23 protein-coding genes are annotated in these 24,493 nt (G+C 71.1%); 14 read left to right on the top strand and 9 right to left on the bottom strand.

Annotation, left to right across the window (positions count from 1 at the left end; translation table 11 throughout):
• Positions 1–132: 132 nt before the first annotated feature.
• Positions 133–1,740: an ABC-F family ATP-binding cassette domain-containing protein gene (locus SD37_RS19475; RefSeq protein ID WP_065912889.1), complete on the top strand. Its 1,608-nt coding sequence runs from the start codon at positions 133–135 to the stop codon at positions 1,738–1,740.
• An 81-nt stretch (positions 1,741–1,821) separates the two neighbouring features.
• Here the strand turns inward: SD37_RS19475 and mshC are convergent, their stop codons facing one another.
• Complete coding sequence (gene mshC / locus SD37_RS19470) at positions 1,822–3,060, bottom strand: cysteine--1-D-myo-inosityl 2-amino-2-deoxy-alpha-D-glucopyranoside ligase (protein WP_044853237.1); 1,239 nt, start codon at positions 3,058–3,060, stop codon at positions 1,822–1,824.
• A gap of 75 nt (positions 3,061–3,135) precedes the next feature.
• On the bottom strand, positions 3,136–3,900 hold the full coding sequence (locus tag SD37_RS19465; RefSeq protein ID WP_044853474.1) for a MerR family transcriptional regulator: 765 nt from the start codon (positions 3,898–3,900) through the stop codon (positions 3,136–3,138).
• A gap of 49 nt (positions 3,901–3,949) precedes the next feature.
• Here SD37_RS19465 and SD37_RS19460 point away from each other — a divergent pair, with 49 nt between their 5' ends.
• Positions 3,950–5,263, top strand: coding sequence for a cytochrome P450 (locus SD37_RS19460; RefSeq protein WP_044853236.1), 1,314 nt, complete (start codon positions 3,950–3,952; stop codon positions 5,261–5,263).
• Position 5,264: 1 nt separating this feature from the next.
• Here SD37_RS19460 and SD37_RS19455 read toward each other — a convergent pair whose 3' ends face one another.
• Both SD37_RS19455 and SD37_RS19450 read right to left on the bottom strand, forming a co-directional pair.
• Complete coding sequence (locus tag SD37_RS19455) at positions 5,265–7,223, bottom strand: vWA domain-containing protein (RefSeq protein ID WP_044853235.1); 1,959 nt, start codon at positions 7,221–7,223, stop codon at positions 5,265–5,267.
• Positions 7,220–8,617, bottom strand: coding sequence for a sigma 54-interacting transcriptional regulator (locus tag SD37_RS19450; protein ID WP_044853234.1), 1,398 nt, complete (start codon positions 8,615–8,617; stop codon positions 7,220–7,222). The genes SD37_RS19455 and SD37_RS19450 overlap by 4 nt, the downstream gene beginning before the upstream one ends.
• A 137-nt stretch (positions 8,618–8,754) precedes the next feature.
• Here SD37_RS19450 and SD37_RS19445 point away from each other — a divergent pair, with 137 nt between their 5' ends.
• From SD37_RS19445 to SD37_RS19435, 3 genes are all read left to right on the top strand, one after another.
• Positions 8,755–9,207 carry a hypothetical protein gene (locus SD37_RS19445; protein WP_044853233.1) on the top strand — a complete coding sequence of 151 codons (453 nt, stop codon included), beginning with the start codon at positions 8,755–8,757 and terminating at the stop codon, positions 9,205–9,207.
• Positions 9,208–10,425, top strand: a complete 1,218-nt coding sequence (locus SD37_RS19440) for a sensor histidine kinase (RefSeq protein ID WP_044853232.1) — start codon at positions 9,208–9,210, stop codon at positions 10,423–10,425.
• Positions 10,426–10,486: 61 nt separating this feature from the next.
• The gene (locus tag SD37_RS19435) at positions 10,487–11,284 is read left to right on the top strand and encodes a hypothetical protein (RefSeq protein WP_037319733.1); all 798 of its coding nucleotides are present in this window, start codon (positions 10,487–10,489) and stop codon (positions 11,282–11,284) included.
• A gap of 9 nt (positions 11,285–11,293) precedes the next feature.
• Here the strand turns inward: SD37_RS19435 and SD37_RS19430 are convergent, their stop codons facing one another.
• Both SD37_RS19430 and SD37_RS19425 read right to left on the bottom strand, forming a co-directional pair.
• Positions 11,294–11,914: a VC0807 family protein gene (locus tag SD37_RS19430; RefSeq protein ID WP_052675045.1), complete on the bottom strand. Its 621-nt coding sequence runs from the start codon at positions 11,912–11,914 to the stop codon at positions 11,294–11,296.
• Positions 11,911–12,807 (bottom strand): alpha/beta fold hydrolase, encoded by an 897-nt coding sequence (locus SD37_RS19425; protein WP_044853231.1) that lies wholly within the window; start codon positions 12,805–12,807, stop codon positions 11,911–11,913. The genes SD37_RS19430 and SD37_RS19425 overlap by 4 nt, the downstream gene beginning before the upstream one ends.
• A gap of 86 nt (positions 12,808–12,893) precedes the next feature.
• On the opposite strand from SD37_RS19425, the gene SD37_RS19420 reads away from it, so the two are divergent.
• On the top strand, positions 12,894–13,481 hold the full coding sequence (locus SD37_RS19420) for a TetR/AcrR family transcriptional regulator (RefSeq protein WP_044853230.1): 588 nt from the start codon (positions 12,894–12,896) through the stop codon (positions 13,479–13,481).
• A gap of 37 nt (positions 13,482–13,518) precedes the next feature.
• On the opposite strand, the gene SD37_RS19415 is transcribed toward SD37_RS19420, so the two are convergent.
• Positions 13,519–14,565 (bottom strand): ferrochelatase, encoded by a 1,047-nt coding sequence (locus SD37_RS19415; RefSeq protein WP_044853229.1) that lies wholly within the window; start codon positions 14,563–14,565, stop codon positions 13,519–13,521.
• Positions 14,566–14,650: 85 nt separating this feature from the next.
• On the opposite strand from SD37_RS19415, the gene SD37_RS19410 reads away from it, so the two are divergent.
• The 3 genes from SD37_RS19410 to SD37_RS19400 all read left to right on the top strand — a co-directional run bounded on the left by SD37_RS19410 (position 14,651) and on the right by SD37_RS19400 (position 16,898).
• Positions 14,651–15,235, top strand: a complete 585-nt coding sequence (locus SD37_RS19410) for a TetR/AcrR family transcriptional regulator (protein WP_044853228.1) — start codon at positions 14,651–14,653, stop codon at positions 15,233–15,235.
• A gap of 70 nt (positions 15,236–15,305) precedes the next feature.
• Positions 15,306–16,487: a Cmx/CmrA family chloramphenicol efflux MFS transporter gene (locus SD37_RS19405; protein ID WP_044853227.1), complete on the top strand. Its 1,182-nt coding sequence runs from the start codon at positions 15,306–15,308 to the stop codon at positions 16,485–16,487.
• 9 nt (positions 16,488–16,496) lie between these two features.
• Positions 16,497–16,898: a nuclear transport factor 2 family protein gene (locus tag SD37_RS19400; RefSeq protein WP_044853226.1), complete on the top strand. Its 402-nt coding sequence runs from the start codon at positions 16,497–16,499 to the stop codon at positions 16,896–16,898.
• Between the two features lie 68 nt (positions 16,899–16,966).
• On the opposite strand, the gene fabI is transcribed toward SD37_RS19400, so the two are convergent.
• Positions 16,967–17,734 carry an enoyl-ACP reductase FabI gene (fabI, locus tag SD37_RS19395; RefSeq protein WP_037319757.1) on the bottom strand — a complete coding sequence of 256 codons (768 nt, stop codon included), beginning with the start codon at positions 17,732–17,734 and terminating at the stop codon, positions 16,967–16,969.
• 48 nt (positions 17,735–17,782) lie between these two features.
• On the bottom strand, positions 17,783–18,487 hold the full coding sequence (fabG, locus tag SD37_RS19390; RefSeq protein ID WP_044853225.1) for a beta-ketoacyl-ACP reductase: 705 nt from the start codon (positions 18,485–18,487) through the stop codon (positions 17,783–17,785).
• 192 nt (positions 18,488–18,679) lie between these two features.
• On the opposite strand from fabG, the gene SD37_RS19385 reads away from it, so the two are divergent.
• The 5 genes from SD37_RS19385 to SD37_RS19365 all read left to right on the top strand — a co-directional run bounded on the left by SD37_RS19385 (position 18,680) and on the right by SD37_RS19365 (position 24,449).
• The gene (locus SD37_RS19385; protein ID WP_044853224.1) at positions 18,680–20,038 is read left to right on the top strand and encodes an MFS transporter; all 1,359 of its coding nucleotides are present in this window, start codon (positions 18,680–18,682) and stop codon (positions 20,036–20,038) included.
• Positions 20,039–20,054: 16 nt separating this feature from the next.
• Positions 20,055–20,717 (top strand): response regulator transcription factor, encoded by a 663-nt coding sequence (locus tag SD37_RS19380; protein WP_044853223.1) that lies wholly within the window; start codon positions 20,055–20,057, stop codon positions 20,715–20,717.
• 3 nt (positions 20,718–20,720) lie between these two features.
• A complete protein-coding gene (locus tag SD37_RS19375) occupies positions 20,721–22,124 on the top strand; it encodes a sensor histidine kinase (RefSeq protein WP_044853222.1) in 1,404 nt (467 codons plus the stop codon).
• Entirely contained in the window at positions 22,121–23,062 is a 942-nt protein-coding gene (locus tag SD37_RS19370; RefSeq protein WP_044853221.1) for a TAXI family TRAP transporter solute-binding subunit, read from the top strand. Before SD37_RS19375 ends, SD37_RS19370 begins: the two co-directional genes overlap by 4 nt.
• Before the next feature lie 100 nt (positions 23,063–23,162).
• Entirely contained in the window at positions 23,163–24,449 is a 1,287-nt protein-coding gene (locus SD37_RS19365; RefSeq protein ID WP_236725420.1) for an alpha/beta hydrolase family protein, read from the top strand.
• The last annotated feature ends 44 nt before the right edge of the window (positions 24,450–24,493 follow it).

Here is a 24,493-nt window from a genome sequence, read left to right as displayed (position 1 = left end):
AGAATTCCTCCCATCATGGACAACTGACACCCGCACCCACTCCGTCCCGAGGCTGCTTCGGTCGAGCACGGCTCCCGTAAGCGACAGCGCCCGGCGGGGATTCCCCACGGATCCGAAACGCGGTGATGTCGTATGTCTCTTTCCCTGATCGCCAAAGACCTCGTCCGTTCCTACGGCGCCCGCGTCGTGCTCGACGGTGTCGACCTGACCGCGTCGGCCGGGCAACGGCTCGGCCTCGTCGGCGAGAACGGCGTCGGGAAGTCCACGCTCCTGCGGCTGCTCGCCGGGGTCGAAGAGCCCGACGCCGGCGAGGTGCTCCGCGGCGACGACGTCGGATTCCTCTTGCAGGAACTGCCTTTCCCCTCGACGGCCCGGTTCTCCGACGTCCTCGACGACGCACTCGCCGAAATCCGGCAGGCGTCGGCGCGACTCGACGAACTGACCGAAGCGCTCACGGAACGTCCTGACGACGCGGCGGTGCTCGACGAGTACGGCACGGTCCTCGAATGGGCACAGGCGCACGATCTCTGGGACGCCGACCGGCGGGCCGAGGGCGTGTGCGCGGGCCTCGGGCTCGCCGGCATCGACCCGGCGCGGCCGCTGGGCACCCTGTCGGGTGGGCAGCGATCGCGGCTCGGCCTGGCCGCGCTGCTGATCCGGCGGCCGGGGACGCTGATCCTCGACGAGCCGACGAACCACCTCGACGACGCCGCGATGGAGTTCCTCGAACAGCATCTCGCGTCGCTGACCGGGGTCCTCGTGCTGGCCTCGCACGATCGCGTGTTCCTCGACGCGGTGTGCACCGACATCGTCGACCTCGATCCGGCACTGGGTGGCCCGACGCGCTACGGCGGGGCGTATTCCGCTTACCTGGACCAGAAACGCGCCGAACGGGCGCGCTGGGAGCAGCGGTACGCCGAGGAGCAGGACGAGCTGAAGGAACTGCGCGAAGCGGTGGCCGTCACCGCGCGCAACGTCGCGCACAACCGGCCCCAGCGCGACAACGCCAAGATGCTCTACGACTTCAAGACCGGGAGGGTGCAGAAACAGATCTCACGCCGGGTCCGCAACGCCCAGCTGCGACTGGACGAGCTGGAGCGCGATCAGGTGCGGAAGCCACCCGCGCCACTGCGGTTCCAGGCGGAACTGACCGGCAGGCCCGGCGACGACAAGACGGCGATCTCGGTACGGGACATCGAGGTCCCGGGGCGGTTGCGGCTGGGCACGCTCGACGTCACGACGACGTCGAGACTCCTGATCACCGGCGGGAACGGCGCGGGGAAGTCCACCCTCCTGTCCGTGCTCACCGGCGCCCTGACCCCGGACGCCGGGACCGTCCTTCGTGGACGCGGGGTGCGGATCGGGCTGCTGGCGCAGGATGTCGAGTTCGCCGAGCCGGACAAGTCGGCGCAGCGGACCTACACCGAAGCGCTCGGCGAGGCCGCTCCGCCGTTACGGAGCCTGGGCTTGCTGGCTCCGCGCGACCTCGGGACCCGGGTCGGCGCGCTGTCGGTCGGGCAGCGACGGCGGCTCGCGCTGGCGTTGCTGATCGCCGATCCGCCGGAGGTCCTCCTGCTCGACGAGCCGACGAACCACCTCTCGCTCAGCCTGGCCGAGGAGTTGTTCGCCGCCCTCGACACGGCTCCGGGCGCCGTCGTCGTCGCTTCGCATGACCGCTGGCTGCGGCGGGACTGGGCGGGTGACCACCTGCGGCTGGTGGACGGCCGGGTCGCCGTATAGGGCGTTATACGGGCGGCAGGTGTGTCATGAGGGGTCCCCATAGGACGAAATTCGTCCTATGGGGACCCCTCATGACGTTGCTCAGAGCACGACGCCGAGCAGCGCGTCGACCGCGTTCCGGATCAGGCCGGGTGCCGCCGGGTCGGAACCGGACCGGTTCAGCGCCTCGCTCACCCAGGCGTCCACGGCGGTGAGCGCCATCGGGGTGTCGAGATCGTCGGTCAGGTGGTCGCGGAGACGGGCGATCGTGTCCTCCGCGGCCGGGCCGGTGCCGAGCGAGACGGCGTCGCGCCAGCGGGCGAGCCGGTCTTCGGCGTCCGCGAGCAGCTGCGCGGTCCAGGGGCGGTCTTCCCGGTAGTGGCCGGCGAACAGCGCGAGCCGGATCGCGCCGGGGTCGACCTTGTCGGCGCGCAGCCGCGAGACGAACACGAGGTTCCCGCGCGACTTCGACATCTTCTCGCCGTCGAGGCCGATCATCCCGGCGTGCACGTAATGGCGCGCGAACGGGCGGTCGCCCGCGACGGCTTCCGCGTGCGCGGCGCTGTACTCGTGGTGCGGGAAGATCAGGTCGGAGCCGCCGCCCTGGACGTCGAAGCCGAGGCCGAGGCGGTTGACCGCGATCGCGCTGCACTCGATGTGCCAACCGGGGCGCCCCTCCCCCAGTTCCGACTCCCACGACGGCTCACCCGGCCGCGCCATCCGCCAGAGCAGGGCGTCGAGCGGATGCCGCTTGCCCGGCCGGTCCGGGTCGCCGCCGCGTTCGGCGAAGAACTTCGCCATGGTCTCGGCGTCGTAGTTCGACTCGGCGCCGAAGTGCCCGGTCGCGTTGTGGTCGAAGTAGATGTCCGGGTACTCCGCGTCGTCGGCGCGGTACGCGCTGCCGTTCGCCAGCAGTTTGGCGATCACCTCGACGATCTCCGGGATGCTCTCCACCGCACCGACGAACTGCCGCGGCGGCAGCACTCGCAACGCGGTCATGTCCTCGCGGAACAGCGCCGTCTCGCGCATGCCCAGCACGACCCAGTCGTCCTTGTCCCGCTGAGCGCGCTCCAGCAGGGGCTCGTCGATGTCGGTGACGTTCTGTACGTAGTGGACGTCGTGCCCGGCGTCGCGCCACAGGCGGTTCACCAGGTCGAATGTCAGATACGTGGCGGCATGCCCCAGATGGGTGGCGTCGTACGGCGTGATGCCGCAGACGTACATCCGGGCGGTGGACCCCGGCGCGGTGGGGCGGATCTGCCCCGTCGCGGTGTCATGGAGCCGCAGCGGACGGGGGGTGCCGGGGATACGGGGCACGTCGACCGATGACCAAGTCTGCATACCTCGACTGTAAGCGGAGCCGCCGCGCCGTTCCCGCCCGGTGGGAGGCGGACACGGCCGGAGTAGCCGGATCCCCTACTCGCGGGCCCGGGCGGCATTGGCGTGGACGGCGTCCCGGATGTACTCGCCGAGGCCCGGCCGCTGGTCCGGTTCGCGCACCAGGAAGCCGAGCTGGACCGGTTCCGTCGCGTACAGCGCGGCGATCTCGCGGTGCAGGGCGTGGTCGCAGTCCCCCATGAACGCGGCCAGCATCCGCCGGTGCTCTTCGGCGAGGTCCATCGCCGCGGCGCTGTCGGCGGGCGCACCGGAGTCGACGACGTCGAGCAGCCGCCGGACCCAGTCTTCGCGGGCCTTCTCCGCCTCGCTCCATTCCGCCTTGGACAGTGGCATCGCCGCCGCCTGCCACTGCGGGGTCTCGCCCCACCGCCGGACAGCCTCCTCCGCGTAACCCTCCGGTTCACGGAACTCGCCGAAGACCTCGAACTTCTCCTCCGGCGTCAGCGCGCCGCCGACCTCCTTCGCCTTGATCACCCGTTCGACGGACTCGACCATCCGGCTCAGCTCACCGATCCGCTCCAGCAGCAGCGTCCGCTGCCGCCGCAGATGCTCCAGCGCGTCCAGGCCCGGATCGTCGACGACCTTCGCGATCGTCTCCAGGCCGAACCCGAGTTCGCGGTAGAACAGGACCCGTTGCAGGCGATCGAGGTCTTCGTCGCTGTAGCTGCGGTAGCCCGCGGAAGTCCGGCCACTCGGGGATAGCAGCCCGATCTCGTCGTAGTGGTGCAGCGTGCGCACGGTGACCCCGGACCACGCCGCGACCTTCCCCACCGGATACCCCATCGGCCCAGCGTAGGTGGACTCGGCCGGGGACCGCGCGTAGAAACGAATCATGGGGACAGCTGGAACCACCGTGTCGGCTTCGCTTCCACCCGGGCCCCCGCTGCCCGCGCTCGTCCAGACGCTCGTCGTCGGCAACCTCCGGCATCACGTGCTCCCGCTGCTCGAACGCCGCTACGGATCCGTCGTCCGCCTGCGGTTCGCGCCGAACCGGGACATCGTCATGCTCACCGACCTCGACGACATCAAGGCCGTGTTCTCCGGACCGGTCACGACGTTCCACGCCGGCGAGGGCAACATCATCCTGAAGCCGGTGATGGGCGACCACTCGGTCCTGGTGACCGACGAGGACCGGCATCTGCGCACGCGGAAGCTGCTGATGCCCGCGTTCACCGGCGCGGCGTTGCGCGGCTATCGCGACATGATCACCGGGCTGACCAGGGCCGAACTCGACCGCTGGCCGGAGAACCGGGCCTTCGGCGCGCACGACCGGATGCGCGCGCTGACGCTGGAGATCATCCTGCGGGTGGTGTTCGGTGTCGCCGAAGGGCCGCGGCTCGACGAACTCCGCCGCCTGATCGGGCATCTGGTGGAGATCGGCCTGGTCCAGGTGCTCGGCTGGCAGAACCCGCGCCTGCGGCGGTTCCGGCCCTGGAGCACCTACGCCGGACGCCAGGCCAGGGTCGACGAACTCCTCTACGCCGAGATCTCCGAGCGGCGGCGGGCCACCGATCTCGATCAGCGCACCGACGTCCTGTCCCGGCTCCTCACGGTGCCCGCCGACGGCGACGAACTGTCCGATGTGGAACTCCGCGACCAGCTGGTCACCCTCCTGCTCGCCGGGCACGAGACCACCGCGACCGCGCTCGCCTGGGCACTGCACGAGCTTTCCCGTGAGCCCGCCCAGGCGGCGTTCACCACGCGTGCGGCGGACGAGGGCGACGAGAAGGCGCTCGAAGCGGTGGTCAAGGAAGCGATGCGGCTACGCCCGGTGGTCGGCGAGGTCGTCCGGCGGCTGACCGAGGACGTCGAGATCGGCGGTTACCGCATCCCGGCCGGGTTCGACGTCATGCCGTCGATCGTCGTCGTCCACGCCGACGGCGGCCATCATCCCGATCCGCGGCTCTTCCGGCCCCGGCGGTTCCTCGACGGCGCGCCGCCCGCCGGCAGCTGGCTGCCGTTCGGCGGCGGTGCCCGCCGGTGCCTCGGCGCGGGGTTCTCTTTGATGGAGGCCTCGATCGTGCTGCGTGAGCTGTTCGGCCGGTTCACCGTCGCCCCGGAGCACTCCCGGCCGGAACGGGTCCGGTCGCGGCCGATCACCCTGGAACCGGCCCGCGGGGCCAGGATCAAGGTGACCCGCCGCTGACCTACCGCTTCCTGGTGCGCAGGTAGTCGCCGACCACGGCGGCGCCGAGACCGTCGAGGTCGGGTGCCACGACCCGGCCGCCCGAACGACGGGCGATGAGGTCGACGAACGCCGTCAGGCGCGGGTCGTCCCCGAGCCGGAACACCGTCACCGACGCGCCCAGCTTCGCCATCCGGTCCACTTCGGACAGTGTCTTGAGCAACGTCCTCGGCTGGGGCGGATAGTCGAAGACCGCCGAGCCGTCGGGTTCCAGATGCGCTGTCGGCTCGCCGTCGGTGACCATCAGGATCACCGGCTGCGCGTCGGGATGCCGCCGCAGATGACGTCCGGCCAGGAGCAGGGCGTGGTGGGCGTTGGTGCCCTGTTCCCAGGCGCCTTCCAAGCCGACCAGTTCGGCTAGTTCGACCGCCATCGCGTGGCGGCCGAAGGTGATCAGCTGCAGGGCGTCAGCGCGGAACCGCGTGCTGATCAGCTGGTGCAGCGCGAGCGCCGTCCGCTTCATCGGCAGCCAGCGGCCCTCCTGCACCATCGACCACGACGTGTCGACGAGCAGGGCCACCGCCGCGCGCGACCGGTGCTCGGTCTCGATCACCTCGACGTCGGAGACGTCCATCCGGACGGACCGCCCGCCCACCGAAACGGAGCGCAGGACGGAGTTGCGGACCGTCCTGGAGACGTCCCACGGCTGCATGTCCCCGAACCGCCACGGCCTGGTCGCGCCGGTCGGCTCGCCCGCGGCACCGGCCGATTCGGTCTCCCGGCTGCCCGCCTTGCCGCGCAACGCGTTCACGACGTCGGCGAGCGCGGTTTCCCCGAGGCGACGCAAAGCCTTGGGGGACAACCGGAGTGAGCCGTCGGGGGCCCGTTCGAACAGACCCTGCCGCCGCAGCTCACGTTCCAGTTCGGACAGTCGGCGGGCATCGACGCCCGCGTCCGGGCCGAGCTGACGCTGGAGCGCGTCGAGGTCGATGTCCTCCAGCCGCGCCCCCGGATAGGACTGGCCCAGCTGCTCGGCCAGCGCGTCCAGTTCGGCGAGATCGGACATCGCCCTCGCGCCCTCGCCGAGACCGAGCGGGTCGTTGCCGCGGAAGCGTTCCGAAGTCGTCCAGTCCTCACCGGGCCGCAGCGCCCGCAGCTGAGAGTCCAAAGTGGACAGCTGCTGCGCGAGCCGGGGGTCCCCGAACGCCTGCTGGGCCAGTTCGGCCAGTTCGGCGCGCTGCTCGGGGGTCATCGAGTTGAGCATCCGCTGCGCGGCCGCGGCCCTGGCGGCGAGGACGTCGATCAACTCCTCGACGTTCTTCGGGTTCTCCGGGAAGAACTCGCCGTGTTCGCGCATGAACCCCGCGAACCGCTCGGGCACGTCCTCACGGCCCTGCGCGTGGGCGGCCAGGAGGTCGTTGAGGTCGGCGAGCATCCGGTTCACCCGCTCGACATCCTCCGGACCGGCGTTCCGCATCGCCTCCTTCATCCCTTCGAAGCGGGAATCAAGCAGCTCACGGCCGAGCAGGTCGCGGATCTTCTCGTAGTTCTCCCGGCCCTCCCGCGACCGCCAGTCGTACCCGGCGAGTTCGCGGACGGCCGCGGCCGTCCCCGGGGGCAGCGCGTCCAGTTGTGCTTCGCGGAAGCGGGCGTCGTCGTCCGGGTCGGGGAACAGGTCACGCCGCTCGGCCTCCAGTGCCTCGTCGAGCAGCCGCTGGACCTCTTGGAGGGTGCCGTCCAGCCGGTGACGGCGCTGGATCTCCGACCGGCGCTGCCACAGCCGCCTGGTCAGCTCGTCCAGCCCGGCGGTGCGCGGGGTCCCGCGCCTCAGCAGTTCCTCCAGCGCCGACCGGGGCGAGGCCCCCGCCATCACGTCGCGGCCGATCTCGTCGAGCGCGTCCCGCAGATCGGCGGGCGGCGCCAGCGGATCCGGGCCGTCGTGCCACGGCCCGTACGAATAGCCTTCCGGGAGGGAGTTCATCGGCCGTAGACGGTCGTCGAGTCGTCGGAGTCCTTGGCGAGTTTCCTCGACAGGAACAGGGATTCCAGCGCGAGTTCGACCGCGGCGGCGATCCGCCCCGCCGGTTCGCCGGGGCCGACACCGGCACGGGCGGCGACGTCGTGGAGCACCGGCAGTTCCGGCAGTGCGGCGAGCACGTCCTTACCCGGCACGCGTTCCCCGGTCGTCACCAGATGGCCGTCCTCGACGGCGTCGGCCAGCGGCAGGAGGTCGAGCCCGGCGAACCGCGAGCGGGCCGTCTCGGCGACCGCCCGGCGCAGCAGGTGCACGAGGTGCTCGTTCTCGCGTCCCTCCTCCCCCGGCTCGAATTCGAGTTTGCCGCGCAGGACGGCGGGCACCGCTTCGAGGTCGACCGGGCGCGCCACGGCGGGGTCCTCGCCGGTCAGCGCGGAGCGGCGCAGCGCCGCCGCGCCCACGGTCTCCGCCGCCGCGACGGCGAACCGCGCCGAGACGCCGGAACGCTGGTCGATGACCGGCGATTCGCGCAGGTTCCGGACGAACCGGGCGAGCACCTCCAGCAGCGGCTCGCCCACCTCGGCGACCAGGTCCGCCTCCTGCTTCACGACCGCGATCTCCGCGTCGACGTCGAGCGGGTAGTGCGTCCGGATCTCCGCCCCGAACCGGTCCTTGAGCGGGGTGATGATGCGGCCGCGGTTGGTGTAGTCCTCCGGGTTGGCCGTCGACACCAGCAGCACGTCCAGCGGCAGGCGCAGGGTGTACCCGCGCACCTGGATGTCGCGTTCCTCCATCACGTTCAACAGCGCGACCTGGATGCGCTCGGCGAGGTCGGGCAGTTCGTTGATCGCCACGATGCCGCGGTGGGCGCGCGGGACGAGTCCGAAGTGGATGGTCTCGGGGTCGCCCAGGCTGCGGCCCTCGGCGACCTTCACCGGGTCGACGTCGCCGATCAGGTCACCGACCGAAGTGTCCGGTGTGGCCAGTTTCTCCGTGTAGCGCTCGTCGCGGTGGCGCCAGGTCACCGGCAGGTCGTCGCCGAGTTCGGCGGCGCGGCGGCGGGATTCCGGGGTGATCGGGTCGAGCGGGTGCTCGCCCAGTTCGGCGCCCTCGATGACGGGCGTCCATTCGTCCAGCAGTCCGGCGAGGGTCCTCAGCAGCCTGGTCTTGCCCTGGCCGCGTTCGCCGAGCAGGACGACGTCGTGGCCGGCGAGCAGCGCGCGTTCCAGCTGCGGCAGAACGGTGCGGGAGAAGCCGACGATGCCCGGCCAGGGGTCTTCCCCGGCGCGGAGCTTGGCGAGCAGGTTGTCGTGCAGTTCTTTTTTGATCGAGCGCGGCGGCATGCCTGCCGCGCGGAGGTCCCCGGCGGTCCGGGGCAGATGTGCGGGAACAGCGTTCACCTGTTCGACGCTACGTCGCGGTCGTGGGCCCTGTCGACGTGAAGCAACTCCAGCTCGGGCGATCAACCGATCGGTGGATGGCGGTCTCCAGAGATCGGCCGATGTGGGACCGGGTGCCCGCGCGCGAGGCTGGGCCCATGCCCAAGACGCGGAAACCCCCGGTGCCCCAGGACGATCTCGACCACCCTCGCAGCCGCACGGCCTTCCTGCGGATGAAGGCGCTGGTCGGCTGCTACATCGGCCTCAGCGTCCTCGCCCTCGTCGTGGCGTATCTCTGGCGCGACCGGCCGGACGTCGTGACCGACGTCGTCTGGGTCCGCGGCGAGGGCGTGCTCATCGCCTCGGTGGTGCTGTTCGTGTTCGTCCTCGGCGCCGCTCGCGGACGGCGCGGGGCGTACCTGCGGTTGCGGATCGCCTCGGCCGCCATGGTGGTCGCGATCGCGGTGCTGGTCTCGCTGCCCGGCTTCCTGCCCACGTGGATGCGGATCGAGCAAGGGCTCTGCGGTCTCGTCCTGATCGGTGTCGCGGTGATCGCCAACGGCGGTCATCTGCGATCGTTGTTCGCGAGTGGGCGGACAGCGGGGGTGTGAATGAGAGTCCCGGAGCAGCTGCGGGGTCCAGTGGTGACCTCGCTGCCCTTCGCGCTCCTGGCGGTCCTGACCGGTTTCACCCTGGTGACCGGCGGAGCGCGATGGCCGGAACTCGTCCTCTGCGGGCTCGCCGCCGGATGGATGCTGGGGTTGTTCGCCCTGCCGCCCGCCTGGCGGGAAAGCGTGCCGGTGATGGCCGTCTTCCTGGGGGTGCTGACGGCCATCACGCTGGTCCTCGTGCTCGACGCGCCGTGGTTCGGCTGCTTCACCCCCGCCCTCTACGTCTACGCGTTCCGGCTCTTGCCGTGGCCGTGGGTCCTTCCCGGCGTCGCCGCGGTGGCGGCGGTGGCCGGGACCGCCCAGGCCTACGGCGTGGACAAGTCCACGTTCGCCGGTGTGCTGGCGTACCTGGCCGTGCTCGCCGTCAACGCCGGGCCGATGTGCGGTTTCGCCTGGTTCGCCTGGCGCAGCGGCGAACGGAACCGGGAGCGGGAGAAGGCGTTGCGGGAACTGGCCGAAGCGAACCGGCGGCTGGAGGCGAGCCTGGCCGAGAACGCCGCACTCCACGACCGGTTGCTCGCCAGTGCGCGCGACACCGCCGTGCACGACGAACGCGAACGGATGGCCCGCGAAATCCACGACACCCTCGCGCAGGGGCTCACCGGGATCATCACGCAGTTGCAGGCGGCCGAGCACGACCCGGATTCGTGGCGCCGCCGCACCACCGCGGCGACGGCGCTGGCGCGGGAAAGCCTGACCGAGGCCCGGCGTTCGGTGCACGCGCTGCGGCCTGAACCGCTGCGGGCCTCGCGGCTGAGCGAAGCGCTTGAAGGCGTCGCGGACCGGTGGTCGGCGCTGCACGGCGTCGCGGTGCAGGTCACCACCACCGGAGCCGCCGTGCCGCTGTCCCCCGAGACCGAGATCGCGTTGCTGCGGACCGCGCAGGAGGCGCTGGCGAACGTCGCCGGCCATGCCCGCGCGACCCGCGCCGGGGTGACGTTGTCCTACCTGGACGGCGAGGTGGCCTTGGACGTCCGTGACGACGGCCGGGGGTTCGATCCGCTGGATCCGCGCGGTGACACCACCGGAGGCGGCTTCGGGCTGACCGCGATGCGCCAGCGGATCGAGAGCCTGTCGGGAACGCTGCGGATCGAGTCCGAACCGGGCGGCGGCACCGGGATCTCCGCCCGCGTCCCGCCGGGAGCGCGCCCCGCGTGACTTTGCTTCCGATCCGCGCCCGGCGCACGGTTTCGCCCGGCGCGCGATTAAAATCAACCCAGTGTGCCGTCCTAGTGCGACCCTCGCGGTCTGGTCTTCGGCGTGGCTGAACGGAGCCGCCGCCTCCGACGACGTCCTTGACGCCCTTCAGGTCTGGGGCGAAGCCCACGACGTCGTCGCCGCGGACGCCGCGGCCGCCGAGGCGTTCGATCTGCCCCTGGCGTTCAACCGGGCGGCGACCCCGGTCCAGCTGCTTCTCGCGTTGCGGGCGCAGGGCGCGAAGAGCATGCAGTTGCTGATGCCGGTGCCCGGTGACGTCCGCGGGCTCGGGGGCGGTGGCCCGTTCACCGAGGCCGCGCTGCGGGCCGGAGAGGCCGTGGTGTTGCCGGATTTCGGCTACGGCCTGGTTCCGGAGACGATCGCCGAAGGGCTGATGCGGTGGACCGTGTACTCGGTGCCGATGCCGGGTGTCCTCGAATACCGGCCGCTGGGTGAGGCCGAGCACGGCCTGACCGACGCGATCCGCGCGAGTGCCGGCGCGCTGCAGACGCTCGACGTCGCCAGCGACCGGCCGGGTGTGCGGGCGGAACTTTCGGCGCGGCTGCGATCGGCCACCGACGCGCCCTGGCCCGCCGGGATGCCCGGGCGTTCACTGCGGGTGCTGCAGCGGTCCGAGGAGATCGCGGCGATCCTCGCGATCGCCGAATCCGACGATCCGGGTGGCGCGCTCTCCGCCTCGGCCGCGCTTCGGCGGGCGGAAGCGTTGCGGCCGCTGGCCGAAGCGATCCGGAACGCGCGGTACGCGGCGATCAACGAAGCGGTGCGGGTGTTCGCGGACCAGGCGGACCGGCACCCATAGCCCCGCGGTTCACGCGGCGACGGCGTGCCGTTCCTGGATCTTCCCGGCGTACCGGACCGACCACAGCGAAAGCCCGCCGATCACGGCGATGAGCAGGACCACGCTGAGCGCGTTCATCACGTCGGCGGGCAAGGTGTAGACCAGCGGAACCCGGACCGCGGCCTCCAGGAGCAGGGCCACTCCCCAGACCGCCGACATCCGGGTGAAGGCCCGGCGGAGGGCGGGAATCTCACCGGTGAGCCGGTCGAGTTCGGCGCGTTTGGCCGCGCTGGAGCCGGCGCGCACGGCGACGAGCAGCATGGGCGCGCGGCCGAAACAGCTCACCAGCAGCACGATCGCCGCGGTCGCGGTGCCGAAGGATTCCTTCAGCAGCAAGAACTTCGCGTCACCGGTGACCAGTGACAACACGAGACCGACCCCGAGCACGCCTGCCAGTAGCGCGGCGAAGCCGTCGAAGCACCTGTCGCGGACGGCGACCCACGCGATCCGGGCCGCGGCCAGCACCGCCCCGGCCAGCAACGAGACCTGCTCACTCTGTCCGGCGAGCCGGAGCCCGTAGTAAGCCGCCAGTGGCACCGCGACGTCCCAGACCAGCAGAGCGAGAGCCGGGTTCCCACCGCGCGCGGTCATGATCGCGTCTTCCCCGTCGCCTCGCAGTCGGCCAGGAAGGACAAGATCCGCGCGTTGACCTCGGCCGCGGCTTCGCCCGCGATGGCATGGGTCGCCGACGGCCACAGTTCGACCTGCCCCCGCGGCAGCAGCGCGCGGGCGCGGGCGGCGGCGCGGTCCCCACGGTGGATGACGCTGCGCCCGGCCACCAGGGCCAGCACCGGCATCCGCAGCGAACGCAACTGCGCGTCGGTGATCAGCCTGGGCGTGGGCAGCGCGATGCGGAAGGTCCGGATGCCCTCGTCGATCACCCGCGCGACGGGGTCGGCGGTGTCGACCTCCGCCCCGCCGGAGATCCAGCGGAGGAACGACGGGCGGGCCCAGCGGTTGACGACGGGCACCGCGGTGAGCGTGGCACGGAGGACCAGTCCCGCGGTCAAGCGGCCGAACGTCAGCACCGGGTCGATCAGCGTGAGCGACGTGAGCCGCTCCGGCGCCCGCACGGCGAGGTTGGCCGCGAGCCAGCCACCGAACGAGTAGCCCACGAGATGGACGGACTCCAGTTCGAGCTCCGCGAGCACCGTGCTCAGCCAGGCGGCCTGATCCGCGCCGTCGCGGATCGGGGCCGTCTGGCGGCTGCGTCCGGGCTCGCCGATGAGGTCCAGCGCGTAGACCTCCCCGTGTCGCAGCAGGGCGGAGAGGTTGGGCTCCCACATCACCGCGGTCCCCGCGCGACCGGGCAGCAGCACGATCGGCGTCCCGCCCGGCTGCCCGAACCGGTACACGCGCGCCACCCCGAACGCCGTCTGGATGTCGTGGATCGCCGTGGGTGCGGGCAAAGCCGCCAGTCCCCGTTCGTAGACGACCTCGTACTCGGCCCGTGCCCCCGGCGAAGCGAAACCGCCCACCCTCATGTGCCCTCCCTCTTTTACGGTACGATCGGATTGTAACCACTTGGTGAACAGTTGGCAATCCGATCGGACTGCAAAAGGAGCGGCGCGTGCCCAAACGAGTCGACCACGAACACCGGCGGGGGCAGATCGCCGCGGCCGTCCGCCGCATCGCGGCCGACCGGGGACTCGAAGGCGTCAGCCTGAACGAGGTCGCGGCCGAAGCCGGTATCTCGAAAGGGTTCGTCCAGCACTACTTCGCGTCGAGGGACGAGATGCTGCGCTACGCGGCGACCACCTTGCGGGGCGGGCTCGAAGAGCGCATCGCCGCGGGCCTGCCCAGCGGGAAGCCCGGTGTCCGGGATCTGCTCGTCGCCCTGCTTCCCCTGGACGAAGCCGCCAGGGACGACGCACTGGTCGCCAACGCCTTCCTGATGCGCGCGCTCAAGGATCCCGAGATCGCCGGTCACTTCCGGACCGGCCACGGCGCGGTCCGCGACGCGGTGGCGGCGATGCTGGCCGCCGCCCGCGACGACGGCGATCTCGTGCCCACCGTCGATCCTGCCACCGAGGCCGCCCTCCTGCTGGCGCTGGTGTCCGGCCTGGGAGACGCGGTGCTGCTGGGCTACCAGTCCAGCGAAGAAGCCATCGGCCTGATCGACCTGCACCTGTCGAGGATCACCGCTCGTGAGCGGTAATGACGGTTCTAACCGTCATTACCGCTCACGAGGCGCATTACGGACGCGCGGGCCTCTTCGCGGGCTCGCAGCACCCGACAGCGCAAGGCGCGCCGTTCACCGTGCATCCGGCCGCCGGGAACGGCGACAGCTTGCGCGCGGGCAACCCTTCCGTGTGCTCGCGGATCAGCTCGACGACGAGCTCCGCGAAGCGCGGGTCGGTGTCCGGAGTGGCGGCCCGCGCGAACCCCATGCCGTGTTCGGCGGCGCGCTCGGCGGCCTCGTTGTCTAGGTCCCAGATGACTTCGAGGTGGTCGGAGACGAAGCCGACCGGGCAGACGACCACCGACGTGACGCCGTCCGCGTGCAGGGCGTCGATGTGGTCGACGATGTCCGGCTCCAGCCACGGCACCTGGGGCGGCCCGGAACGCGACTGCCAGACGACGTCGTAGGTCTCGATCCCCGCTTCGGCCGCGACGAGGCGGGCGGCCTCGGCGATCTGACGCGAGTAGCGGTGGCCGCCTTCCGAGGGCGGGCCGGAAGCGGCGTCGGCGGATTCGGGCACGGAGTGGGCGCAGAAGACCGTCCTCGTGCCGGGCTCGTTCCCGAGTTCGGCGTGCGCGGCGCGGACCGCGTCGGCGACGGCGCCGACGAACAGCGGGTGGTCGAAGAACTGCCGCAGCTTGACCAGTTCCGGCGCGCCGTCACCGACCGCGGCGCGGGCACGCTCGATGTCCTCGTCGTACTGACGGCAGGCGGAGTAACCGCCGTACGCGCTCGTGGGGAACACCAGGACGCGCCGCGCGCCCGCCTTGGTGATCTCCGCCAGCGTGTCCTCGACCATCGGCCGCCAGTTGCGGTTGCCGAAGTGGACGGGCAGGTCGATCCCGGCCGTCGCGAGCTGCTTCTCCACCGCGGAGATAGCGTCCCGGTTCAGGCGGTTGATCGGCGAGACCCCGCCGAAGTGCTGGTAATGCTCGGCGACTTCGAGCAGCCGTTCCCGCGGGACGCCCCGCCCCCGCGTGACGTTCTCCAGAAACGGCATCACCTCGTCGGGTCCTTCGGGACCACCGAACGAAAGCCAAAGCAGCGCGTCGTAACCCACCCTCTCATCTTGCCGTTGTGGCGCCCCGCACGCTGACCCGGCCCGTTTTGAACCGGTCGATCCAAAACCTGGTACGGTCGTTTCCATGGCCAGGCCGAAGGAATTCGACGAGGGCGCCGCCATCGGGCGCGCCATGGACGCGTTCTGGGCGCGCGGCTACGAGGGCACGTCGACCCAGGCCCTCTGCGAAGCCACCGGACTGGGCCGCAGCAGCATCTACAACACCTTCACCAGCAAGCACGAACTGTTCATGCGCGCGCTCGACCACTACGCCGAACGCGGCATCGTCTCCAGGACGGCGTTGCTGGAGGAGGCGGGCACGGGCATCGAGCGTTTCCGCGCCCTGTTCTCGTTCACCATCGACGAAGAGGTCGCGACCCGCGGCCGCGGCTGCCTCGTCGTCAACACGGTGGCCGAGTTCGGCGACCGCGACGCCGAGGTCAAGGCACGGATCGACGCCGACACCGCGCGTCATCTCACCCTGCTCGCGTCCTGCGCCAGCGAAGGGCAGCTCGACGGGACGATCGACGGTACCCGTCAGCCCGCCGACATCGCCGAATTCGCGCACAGCACCGTCGCCGGCCTCCGGCTGATGTCCCGGCGGGGCGCGGACCGGGCGGCGATGGAGGCCGTCGCGAGCATCGCGGTGGACGCGATAGCCGCCAAGTAAGCCGGAATCCGCTCTCGGGCGACGCTGCCCACATTTTGGACTGATCAATACAAAACTGGAGGAAGATCCCGTGCCTTTGGCAGTGTGCGTGCTCGGACTGAGCGTGTTCGCGCTCGGTACGTCCGAGTTCATGATCACCGGCCTGCTGCCGGGGATGGCGGCCGACCTCGGCGTCGGCATCCCGGAAGCGGGCCTGCTCATCTCCGCCTTCGCGATCGGAATGGTCGTCGGCGCTCCCCTGCTGGCGATAGCCACCCTGCGCGTGCCGAGGCGCGCCACCCTGATGGGCCTGCTGGTCGTCTTCGGGCTCTCCCACGTCGTCGGCGCACTCGGGACGGGGTACGCGCTGCTGTTCGCGACGCGCGTCGTCAGCGCCGTCGCCTGTGCCGGGTTCTGGGCCGTCGCGGCGGCCACCGCGGTCGCGCTGGTCCCGGTGGAACGCCGTGGCCGGGCGCTGGCCATCCTGGTCGGCGGGCTCACCGTCGCGAACATCGCCGGTGTCCCCGCGGGCACCTTCCTCGGACAGCACGCGGGCTGGCGGGCCGCGTTCTGGGCGGTCACCGTGCTGACCGTCATCGCGCTCATCGGGGTCTTCGCCCTGGTCCCGGAGACGCAGAAGGGTGAGGAAAAGCCCGACGTCGCGGCCGAACTGCGGCTCTACCGCGGCGGCCGGTTCTGGCTGGCACTCGGCGTGATCGCGCTCGCGCAGGCGATGATCTTCGCGACCTTCAGCTACCTGGCGCCCCTGCTGACCGAGATCAGCGGACTCCCGGAGAGCTGGGTGCCGGGCGTGCTGTCCCTGTTCGGGCTCGGCGCGCTGCTCGGGATCACCGTCGGCGGGCGGCTGGCCGACGCGAGGCCGTTCGCCACCCTGTACGGCGGCCTCGCCCTCGCGTTGCTCGCGCTGGTCCTGCTCGCCGTCGCCGGTCCACAGACTCCGCTCGCGATCTTGGCCGTGTTCCTGTTCGGCGTCGCCGGATTCGGCGTCAACCCCGCACTGAACGTCCGCGCGTTCGCGGTGGCGGGCACCGCGCCGACGCTCGTCGGCGCCAGTACGACCGCCGCGTTCAACGTCGGCAACACCGTCGGCCCGTGGCTCGGCGGCGAGTCGATCGACGCCGGTCTCGGCTATCCGAGCGTCGCGTGGGTGAGCGTCGGACTCGGCGTCGCCACGATCCTCGCCCTCACCTTCGCCGCCGGTGTCCAGCACACCGACAACCGCCGCCCGCTCCGCGAAACCGTGACCCTCTAAGGAGAAAACATGTCCGAACGCACCGAAGCCACCCTCACCGAGTTCTTCCGAATGTCCACAGGGGACACTGACGGCGCCTCGGAACTCTTCGCCGAAGACGTCGCGTGGGACATCCCCGGCGCGACGGATCTCGTGCCCTGGATCGGCCCGCGCCGGAACCCGGCGGAGATCCGCGAGTTCTACAGCCTGCTCGACAAGGGCCTCGTCAAGGACCGGTTCGACGTCGAACGCGTCCTCGTCGACGGGCCGCACGCGGTCGCGATCGGCCGGCTGCGCTCGACCATCCGCAGTACCGGCAAGGTGATCGAGACGGCCTTCACCATCCAGTTCGAGGTGAACGACGACGGCCTGATCACCAAGTACCTGCTGCTCGAAGACTCCTGGCACGTGGCACAGGCCGTCCTCCCGTGAAATCCGTGAAGGCCTCCTTGAGGGACCCTGGGTCCCTCAAGGAGGCCTTCACGGACTACGAAAAGGGCTCAGAAGCCGGTGGCGTGCAGACCGCCGTCGACCATGATCATCGAGCCGGTGGTGGCGGGCAGCCAGTCCGAGAGCACGGCGCAGACGGACTTCGCCGTCGGGTCCGGGTCGGAGCTGTCCCAGCCGAGCGGGGCCCGGTCGCCCCAGCCGTTTTCCAGGTCCGCGAAGCCGGGGATCGACTTCGCGGCCATGGTCTTCATCGGGCCGGCGCTGACCAGGTTGACCCGGATGCCCTGCGGGCCCAGGTCGCGGGCCAGGTACCGGTTGACCGACTCCAGCGCCGCCTTCGCCACGCCCATCCAGTTGTAGGCGGGCCACGCGACGCGCGCGTCGAAGTCCATGCCGACGATCGACGCACCGCGCGAGAGCAGCGGCAGGGTCGCCACGGCGAGGGACTTGAAGGAGTACGCCGAGACGTCGACGGCCACCTTCACGTCCTCGCTGGGGGCGTCCAGGAACGGCGCGCCGAGGCACGACTGCGGCGCGAACCCGATCGAGTGCAGCACGCCGTCGAGACCGTCGACGTGCTCACGGACGCGGTCGGCGAGCGAGTCGAGGTGCTCCTGGTTGGTGACGTCCAGCTCCAGCACCGGCGCCTCCTCGGGGAGACGCTTGGCGATGCGCTCGACGAGCGACAGCCTGCCGAAGCCGGTGAGCACGACCTTCGCGCCCTCCTGCTGCGCGATCTTGGCCGCGTGGAACGCGAGCGAGGCGTCGGTGATGACGCCGGTGATCAGCAGGCGCTTGCCTTCGAGCAGTCCTGGCACGGGACCTCCAGTCCGGAGTGGGTGAGCAGTACGGGAAAACGGGGGACGTCAGTGGCCCATGCCGAGGCCGCCGTCGACCGGCAGCACCGCGCCGTTGACGTATCCGGCCTCTTCGGAGGCGAGGTACCGGACGGCGGCGGCGATCTCCGACGGCTCGGCGTACCGGCCGGAGGGAACCTGGGCGAGGATCTGCTTCTTGCGGTCCTCGCCGAGTTCGTCGGTCATGTCCGTGGCGACGAAGCCCGGCGCGATGACGTTCGAGGTGATGTTGCGCGAGCCCAGTTCCCGGGCGAGCGACCGGGCGAGGCCGACGAGACCGGCCTTGCTCGCCGCGTAGTTGACCTGGCCGGCCGAGCCGGTGAGGCCGACGACGGACGAGATGAAGATGAAGCGGCCCCACTTGCCGCGCAGCATGCCGCGGGAGGCGCGCTTGGCGACCCGGTAGGCGCCGGTGAGGTTGGCGTCCACGACGCGGGTGAACTGGTCCTCGCTCATGCGCATGAGCAGGGTGTCATCGGTCATCCCGGCGTTCGCCACCAGGACCTCCACGGGCCCCTGGTTCTCTTCGACGAGCGTGAACGCGGCGTCGATCTGCTCGGCGTCGGTGACGTCGGCCTGCACCCCGAAGAGGCCTTCGGGCGCACCGGAACCGCGGTGCGTGATCGCCACCTTGTGCCCCTGCGCCGCGAGGTCCTTCGCGATCGCCAAACCGATGCCGCGGTTGCCGCCGGTGACCAGTACCGACCGTCCCACTTCAGCTCTCCTCGCGTCGTCCATGTCCCGCTGACGCACTGAGGTTATCGGCTCACCCGGGACCAGCCGGAGCCGCGCCACCCCTACCTCCGGGTAACCGCGACCGTCCTAAGCGGATGTTAGGAACCGGGCCGAAACCTTGCCCGGTCGTCACGGATTGTTCACCGTGAGCCGGAACACAGGAGGTCAAAGATGACAACCCGGATCGGCGAATCGTCGCCGCCCGTAAGCGAGAGGCGGGTCGTCGGCAACGTGCTGCGCGGCTCGATCGGCAACCTGGTCGAGTGGTACGACTGGTACGCCTACGCCGCCTTCACCACGTACTTCGCCAAGTCCTTCTTCCCCACCAAGGACACGACGGCGGCCTTCCTCGGCACGGCGGCGGTGTTCGCCGTCGGCTTCCTCATGCGGCCGCTCGGCGGCTGGATGCTCGGCCGGTTCGCCGACCGGTTCGGGCGACGAAGCGCACTCGTGCTCTCCGTCACGTTGATGGCGGCCGGCTCGCTGATGATCGCGCTGACCCCGACCTACGCCACCATCGGGATCGCCGCGCCGATCCTGCTGCTGGTGGCCCGGCTCATCCAGGGGCTGTCGGTCGGCGGCGAGTACTCGACCTCCGCGACCTATCTGTCCGAAGTGGCCACCCCCGGCAAACGCGGGTTCTACTCCAGCTTCCAGTACGTGACGCTGTACGGCGGCCAGTTGCTGGCGCTCGGCCTCCAGCTGCTGCTGCAGGCCATCCTCACCGAACAGCAGCTGACCTCGTGGGGCTGGCGGATCGCCTTCGTCGTCGGCGCGCTCGCCGCAGTCGTGGTGATGGTCCTGCGCCGCGGGATGGACGAGTCGGCCAGCTTCGAGGAGAGCAAGGCGACCGGTACCGGCAAGGAGGCGGGCGACAAGGGCACGCTGCGCGCGCTGATCAAGTACCCCAAGGAGATCGCGCTCGTCGTCGGCCTCACCCTCGGCGGCACGGTGTCCTTCTACACCTTCGCCACCTACAGCCAGAAGTTCATGGAGAACACCGCGGGCATCCCGCGCCGGACGGTCACGCTGATCCTGTTCTGCGCGATCCTCGTCGCCGCGATCCTGCAGCCGTTCGCGGGCAAGCTCTCCGACCGCATCGGCCGCCGCCCGCTGCTGATGTTCTTCGGCATCGCGGGCACGCTGCTGACCGTCCCGATCATGACGCTCATGGGCGGGACCAAGGAGCCGGTGCTCGCGTTCCTGCTGATGCTGGCCGGGCTCGTCATCGTCACCGGGTACACGTCGATCAACGCGATCGTGAAGGCCGAGCTGTTCCCGACGAAGATCCGCGCGATCGGCGTCGGTCTCCCCTACGCGCTCACCGTGGCGATCTTCGGCGGCACCGCCGAACTCATCGCGCAGGCACTGAAGGGCGCCGGCCACGAATCGGTGTTCTTCTTCTACGTCGCGGGCTGTGTCCTGGTGTCGCTGATCGTGTACGGCACAATGCGGGAAACCTCGAAGACCTCGGAGCTGGAGAAGAAGCCGCGGCCCGAGTCCGAGCTGGTGTCCGGCCGGGAAGGCTAGGCGGGAAGGTGTGGCCGTGCGGGTGCTGCTCGTCGAAGACGACGCCGGCGTCGCCGACGCGCTCGCGGAATCGCTGCAGGCGCGCGGCCACACCGTCTCCCACGTGATCCGGGGCAGCGACGCGCTGCACCGCCATCGTGAGGCCGACGTGATCCTGCTGGACCTCAATCTGCCCGACATGCACGGGCTCGACGTGCTGAGGAAGGTCCGGCAGGTCTCCCCCGTGCCGGTGCTCGTGCTCACCGCGAGCGGGGACGAGCGTTCCGTGGTGCGCGGGCTGCGGCTTGGCGCCGACGACTACCTGGCGAAACCGATCCGCCTGGCCGAGCTGCTGGCCAGGATCGACGCGGTCGTCCGGCGCGCCGCCGTCTCGGCGGCGCCCCAGGACGGCGTGGTCCGGGTCGAGGACGTCGAGATCGACCTCGGGGCGCGGCGCGTGCTGGTCGGCGGCGTCGACATCGGGCTCACCACCAAGGAGTTCGCCGTCCTGGCCGTGCTCGCCGCCCGGCCGGGGACCGCGGTGAGCCGCCAGCAGCTGATGGACGAGGTCTGGGGTGACGCGTACCTCGCCGTCTCCCGGTCGCTGGACGTGCATCTGACGCAGCTCCGCGCGAAGCTCGACAGGCCGGGACTGCTCACGACGATCCGGGGTTTCGGCTACCGCCTCGGCCGGGACTGACCGGTGCGCGCCCGGCTGCTGGTCGTCCTCGTCACGCTCGCGCTGACCGTGGTCGCCGCGTTCGCGGTCCCGCTGTTCGGCTCGACCGCGGCGCAGCGGACCCAGCAGCTGGTCATCGCCCGCAACGCCGACGTCGACCGGTTCGTCGTCCTCGCGCAGCAGGCCGTCGACTCCGGTGACCCGTCCGCGCTGGCGGTCGACGCCGCGCGGTATTCGTCGTTATACGGCGAGGCCGTCGTCGTGGTCGACGCCCGAGGGGTGCCGCTGGTGGAGACCGGCGGGATGACGGCCGCGGAACCGGTGGTGCGCTCGCTCGTCGAATCGGCCCTTCGCAATCAGCCCGCGAAAGGCCCCGAGCAGCTGAGCCCGTGGTCCGCCGACCCGGTCTACTTCGCCCGTCCCGTCGGCACCGGGACGCGAGTGGCGGGCGTGGTCGTGCTGCGGGCCTCCGTGGCGACGGCGGCGGCCGACGTCGCCGCCCGCTGGGCCGCGATCGTCGCGGGCGCGGTGCTGGTGGCGGCGCTGTTCGTGCTGCTCGCGGTGTTGCTCGCGCGGTGGATGGTGCGGCCGCTGCACGAACTGGAGAACGGGGTGCAGGCGGTGACCGAGGGGCATCGCGCGCAGGTCCCCGACCGGGCCGGGCCGAGGGAACTGCGTTCGCTCGCGACCTCGTTCAACCGGATGTCCGACGCCGTCGTCGAGGCGTCCGAACAGCAGCGCCGTCTCGTCGCGGACGCTTCGCATCAGTTACGGAATCCCATGGCCGCCTTGCGGTTGCGGGTCGACTCGCTGGCCTCGCGGGTCGACGAGGACGGGCAGCGGACCTACCGCGCGACCGTCGCCGAGGTCGAACGCCTGGAGTCCCTGCTCGACGGCCTGCTCGCGCTGGCGCTCGCGGAAAGCGCGGCGACGCGGCTGGCCGCGGGGGAAGCCGGCGACGAACCCTGCGACCTTCCTTCCGTGCTCGCGGAACGGGTCGACGCGTGGCGCCCGTCGGCCGACGCCGCCGGAGTCGACCTCGCGGCCGCGGAGGGTCACCACGCGCCGGTGACCGTGCGGTGCCCGGAGGGTGATCTCGCGCAGGTGCTGGACGTCCTGCTGGACAACGCGGTGCACTACGCCGGCCAGGGCGCCACCATCACCACCGGCTACGAGACCGGGGACACGACCGCCACGGTCATCGTCTCCGACAACGGACCCGGACTGTCCACAGAGGACCGCGAACGCGCGACCGAACGGTTCTGGCGCGCGGGCGGTGACGGGGCGCCGCGCGGGACGGGCCTCGGACTCGCGATCGCGAACCAGCACGTGCTCGCCCGGGGCGGGAAACTCGAGCTGCGGCAAGCGGAACCGCACGGGCTCGAAGTCCGCGTCGAACTCCCCCTCGCGACTGGCGGTCCGGCATGACCGTCACCAGGCGCACCGCGCTCCTCGCCGGGCTCGCCACCCTCGCGGGCTGTTCGACGGCGGGCTACCAGGGCCCCGAACGGGACGTCGTCATCGCCGCGGGCGAGAGCGGCGGTTTCTACCTCGCCTTCGCGGAACTCCTTGCCCAGCAGCTCAACCGGGCCGAGCCACGGCTGCGCGCGGTGGCCGTCGCGACCGAGGCCAGCGTCGAGAACCTGCGGCGGCTGCGGGACGGCCGGGCCGATCTCGGACTCGTCCTCGGCGACGTCGCCGAATCCGCTTTCACCGGCGCCGATCCGTTCTCCGTCCCCATCGCGTTCTCGGCCATCGGCCGGGTCTACGAGAACTACCACCAGCTCGTGGTCCGCGCGGACGGCAAGGTGCGGTCGCTCGCCGATCTGGCCGGGCGGCCGGTGGCGATGGGCGCGAGCGGGTCCGGCGTCGCCGTGTTCAGCACCCGGCTGTTCGCCCGCGCCCAGGTCCCGGTGAACGCGAAGAACCTCCTGCTCGGGGAGGCGATCAACGCGCTGGTGGCGCACGAGGTCGACGCGCTGCTCTGGTCGGGCGGCATCCCCACGCCCGCGCTGACCGAGCTGAACCGGACCACCGCGATCACCTTGCTTCCGCTGGACGCGCACCTTCCGGCGCTGCGCGCGGGCTACGGACCGGTGTACGACCAGGTCCACGTCCCGGCCCAGGCCTACCAGGGAGTCGGCGAGCTGCGCACCATCGGCGTCGCGAACCTGTTGCTGGCGGCGCCTTCCCTGCCCGACGACGTCGCCGCCGCCGTGGCGCGCGCGCTGGTCGGCCACGCCGCCGACCTCGTCCCGGCACCCGCCGTCGGAACCCAGTTCCTCGACGTCCGGACCCTGATCGGTACCGGCAAGGTGCCGCTGCATCCGGGTGCCGCGTCGGCCTACCGTGCCCTGCACGGGTGATCACCGCTCCACCTTCGGAGTGATGCGCGTCGTCCCGGGGCGCTGCCAGGGTCGGAGGCAGGCGGCCGCCCGGCCGCCCCGTTCCGGAAGGATTCCAGCAGTGTCATCGAGACACACGCACGTGGCGCGGGGTTCCGCGTTCATCGCGGGCCTCGCGCTCGCGGGCGGGCTCGCCACGGCGGCCCCCGCCACCGCGGCCGATCAGGTCGAGCTCACCGCACCGGCCCTCACCGGCCACTTCGACGTCGGCACCACCGACCTCCATCTCGTCGACGGCGATCGCGCCGATCCGTGGAAACCGGAGCGGCGCCGGGAACTCATGGTCACCGTCACCTATCCGGCGGACCCGTTCGCCGACGGACCGCGGGCGCCGTGGCTCACGCGCGGGATGAGCACCGTCATCGATCAGGTGCTGGCGGGCGAGGACTACCTCGGTGTCCCGGCGGGCACCATCGACTGGCCGTCGACGAAACGGCGGGCCGAGATCGGCGTCCCGGCGGCACTCGGCGCACCGAAGCCGGTGGCGCTCTTCTCCCCCGGTTTCGGTGCCCCGCGCGAGACCTACTCGACGATCGTCGACGATCTCGCGAGCCGCGGGTACGTGGTCGTCTCGCTCTCGCACACCTACGAGAGCATGGCCGTCGAGTTCCCCGGCGGCCGGCTGGAACCGGCGCTGCCCCCGGGTGAAGGCCCGGAGTTCATGAAGAAGGCCCTCGACGCCCGAGTCGGCGACACCCGGTTCGTCCTCGACCAGCTCGCGAAACTCGCGAGGGGACAGAACCCGGACGCTGAGAAACGCGCCCTCCCCTGGGGCCTCGGCCGGTCGCTCGACCTGTCCCGGGTCGGCGCCTACGGCCATTCCTACGGCGGGGTCACCGCGGGCGAGAGCATGGTCCACGACCGCCGGATCGACGCGGGGATCAACCTCGACGGCGCGATGGCGTCCGCGTTCGGCTACCCGGCGGGTACCGCCTATGTTCCGGGCGAGGTCACGAAACGCGGCCTGGACCGCCCGTTCCTGCTGATGGGCGCCGAAGGCACCGACGAGAACGGGAAACCGCAGGACCACACGCACCGGCATCCCGAATTCGACCGCAGCTGGGCGGATTTCTGGGCCCAGCAGCGGGGCTGGAAACGGGATCTGCTCCTGCGCGGGGGCAGCACGCACATGGCCTACAGCGACCTGCAGACGATCGTGCCGCAGCTCGGCGCGCGCGTGACGCCGGAGAAGCGCGCGGCGGCCATCGGCACCGTCGACCCGCGGCGGTCCATCGCCGCGCAACGGGACTACATCGGCGCGTTCTTCGACCTGCACCTGCGTGGCCGGGATCAGCACCTGTTCGACGGTGAGTCGCCACGGCACCCGGATATCGACTTCATCGACTAGATCGTTGTGCCACGCTCCGAGGAGGCGGCCGCCCGGCCGTCTCC

The organism is Amycolatopsis orientalis, from assembly GCF_000943515.2.
Classification (GTDB): Bacteria; Actinomycetota; Actinomycetes; order Mycobacteriales; family Pseudonocardiaceae; genus Amycolatopsis; species Amycolatopsis orientalis.
The sequence above is the reverse complement of the archived record's forward strand: the minus strand, read 5'-3'. Positions and strand labels throughout refer to the sequence as shown.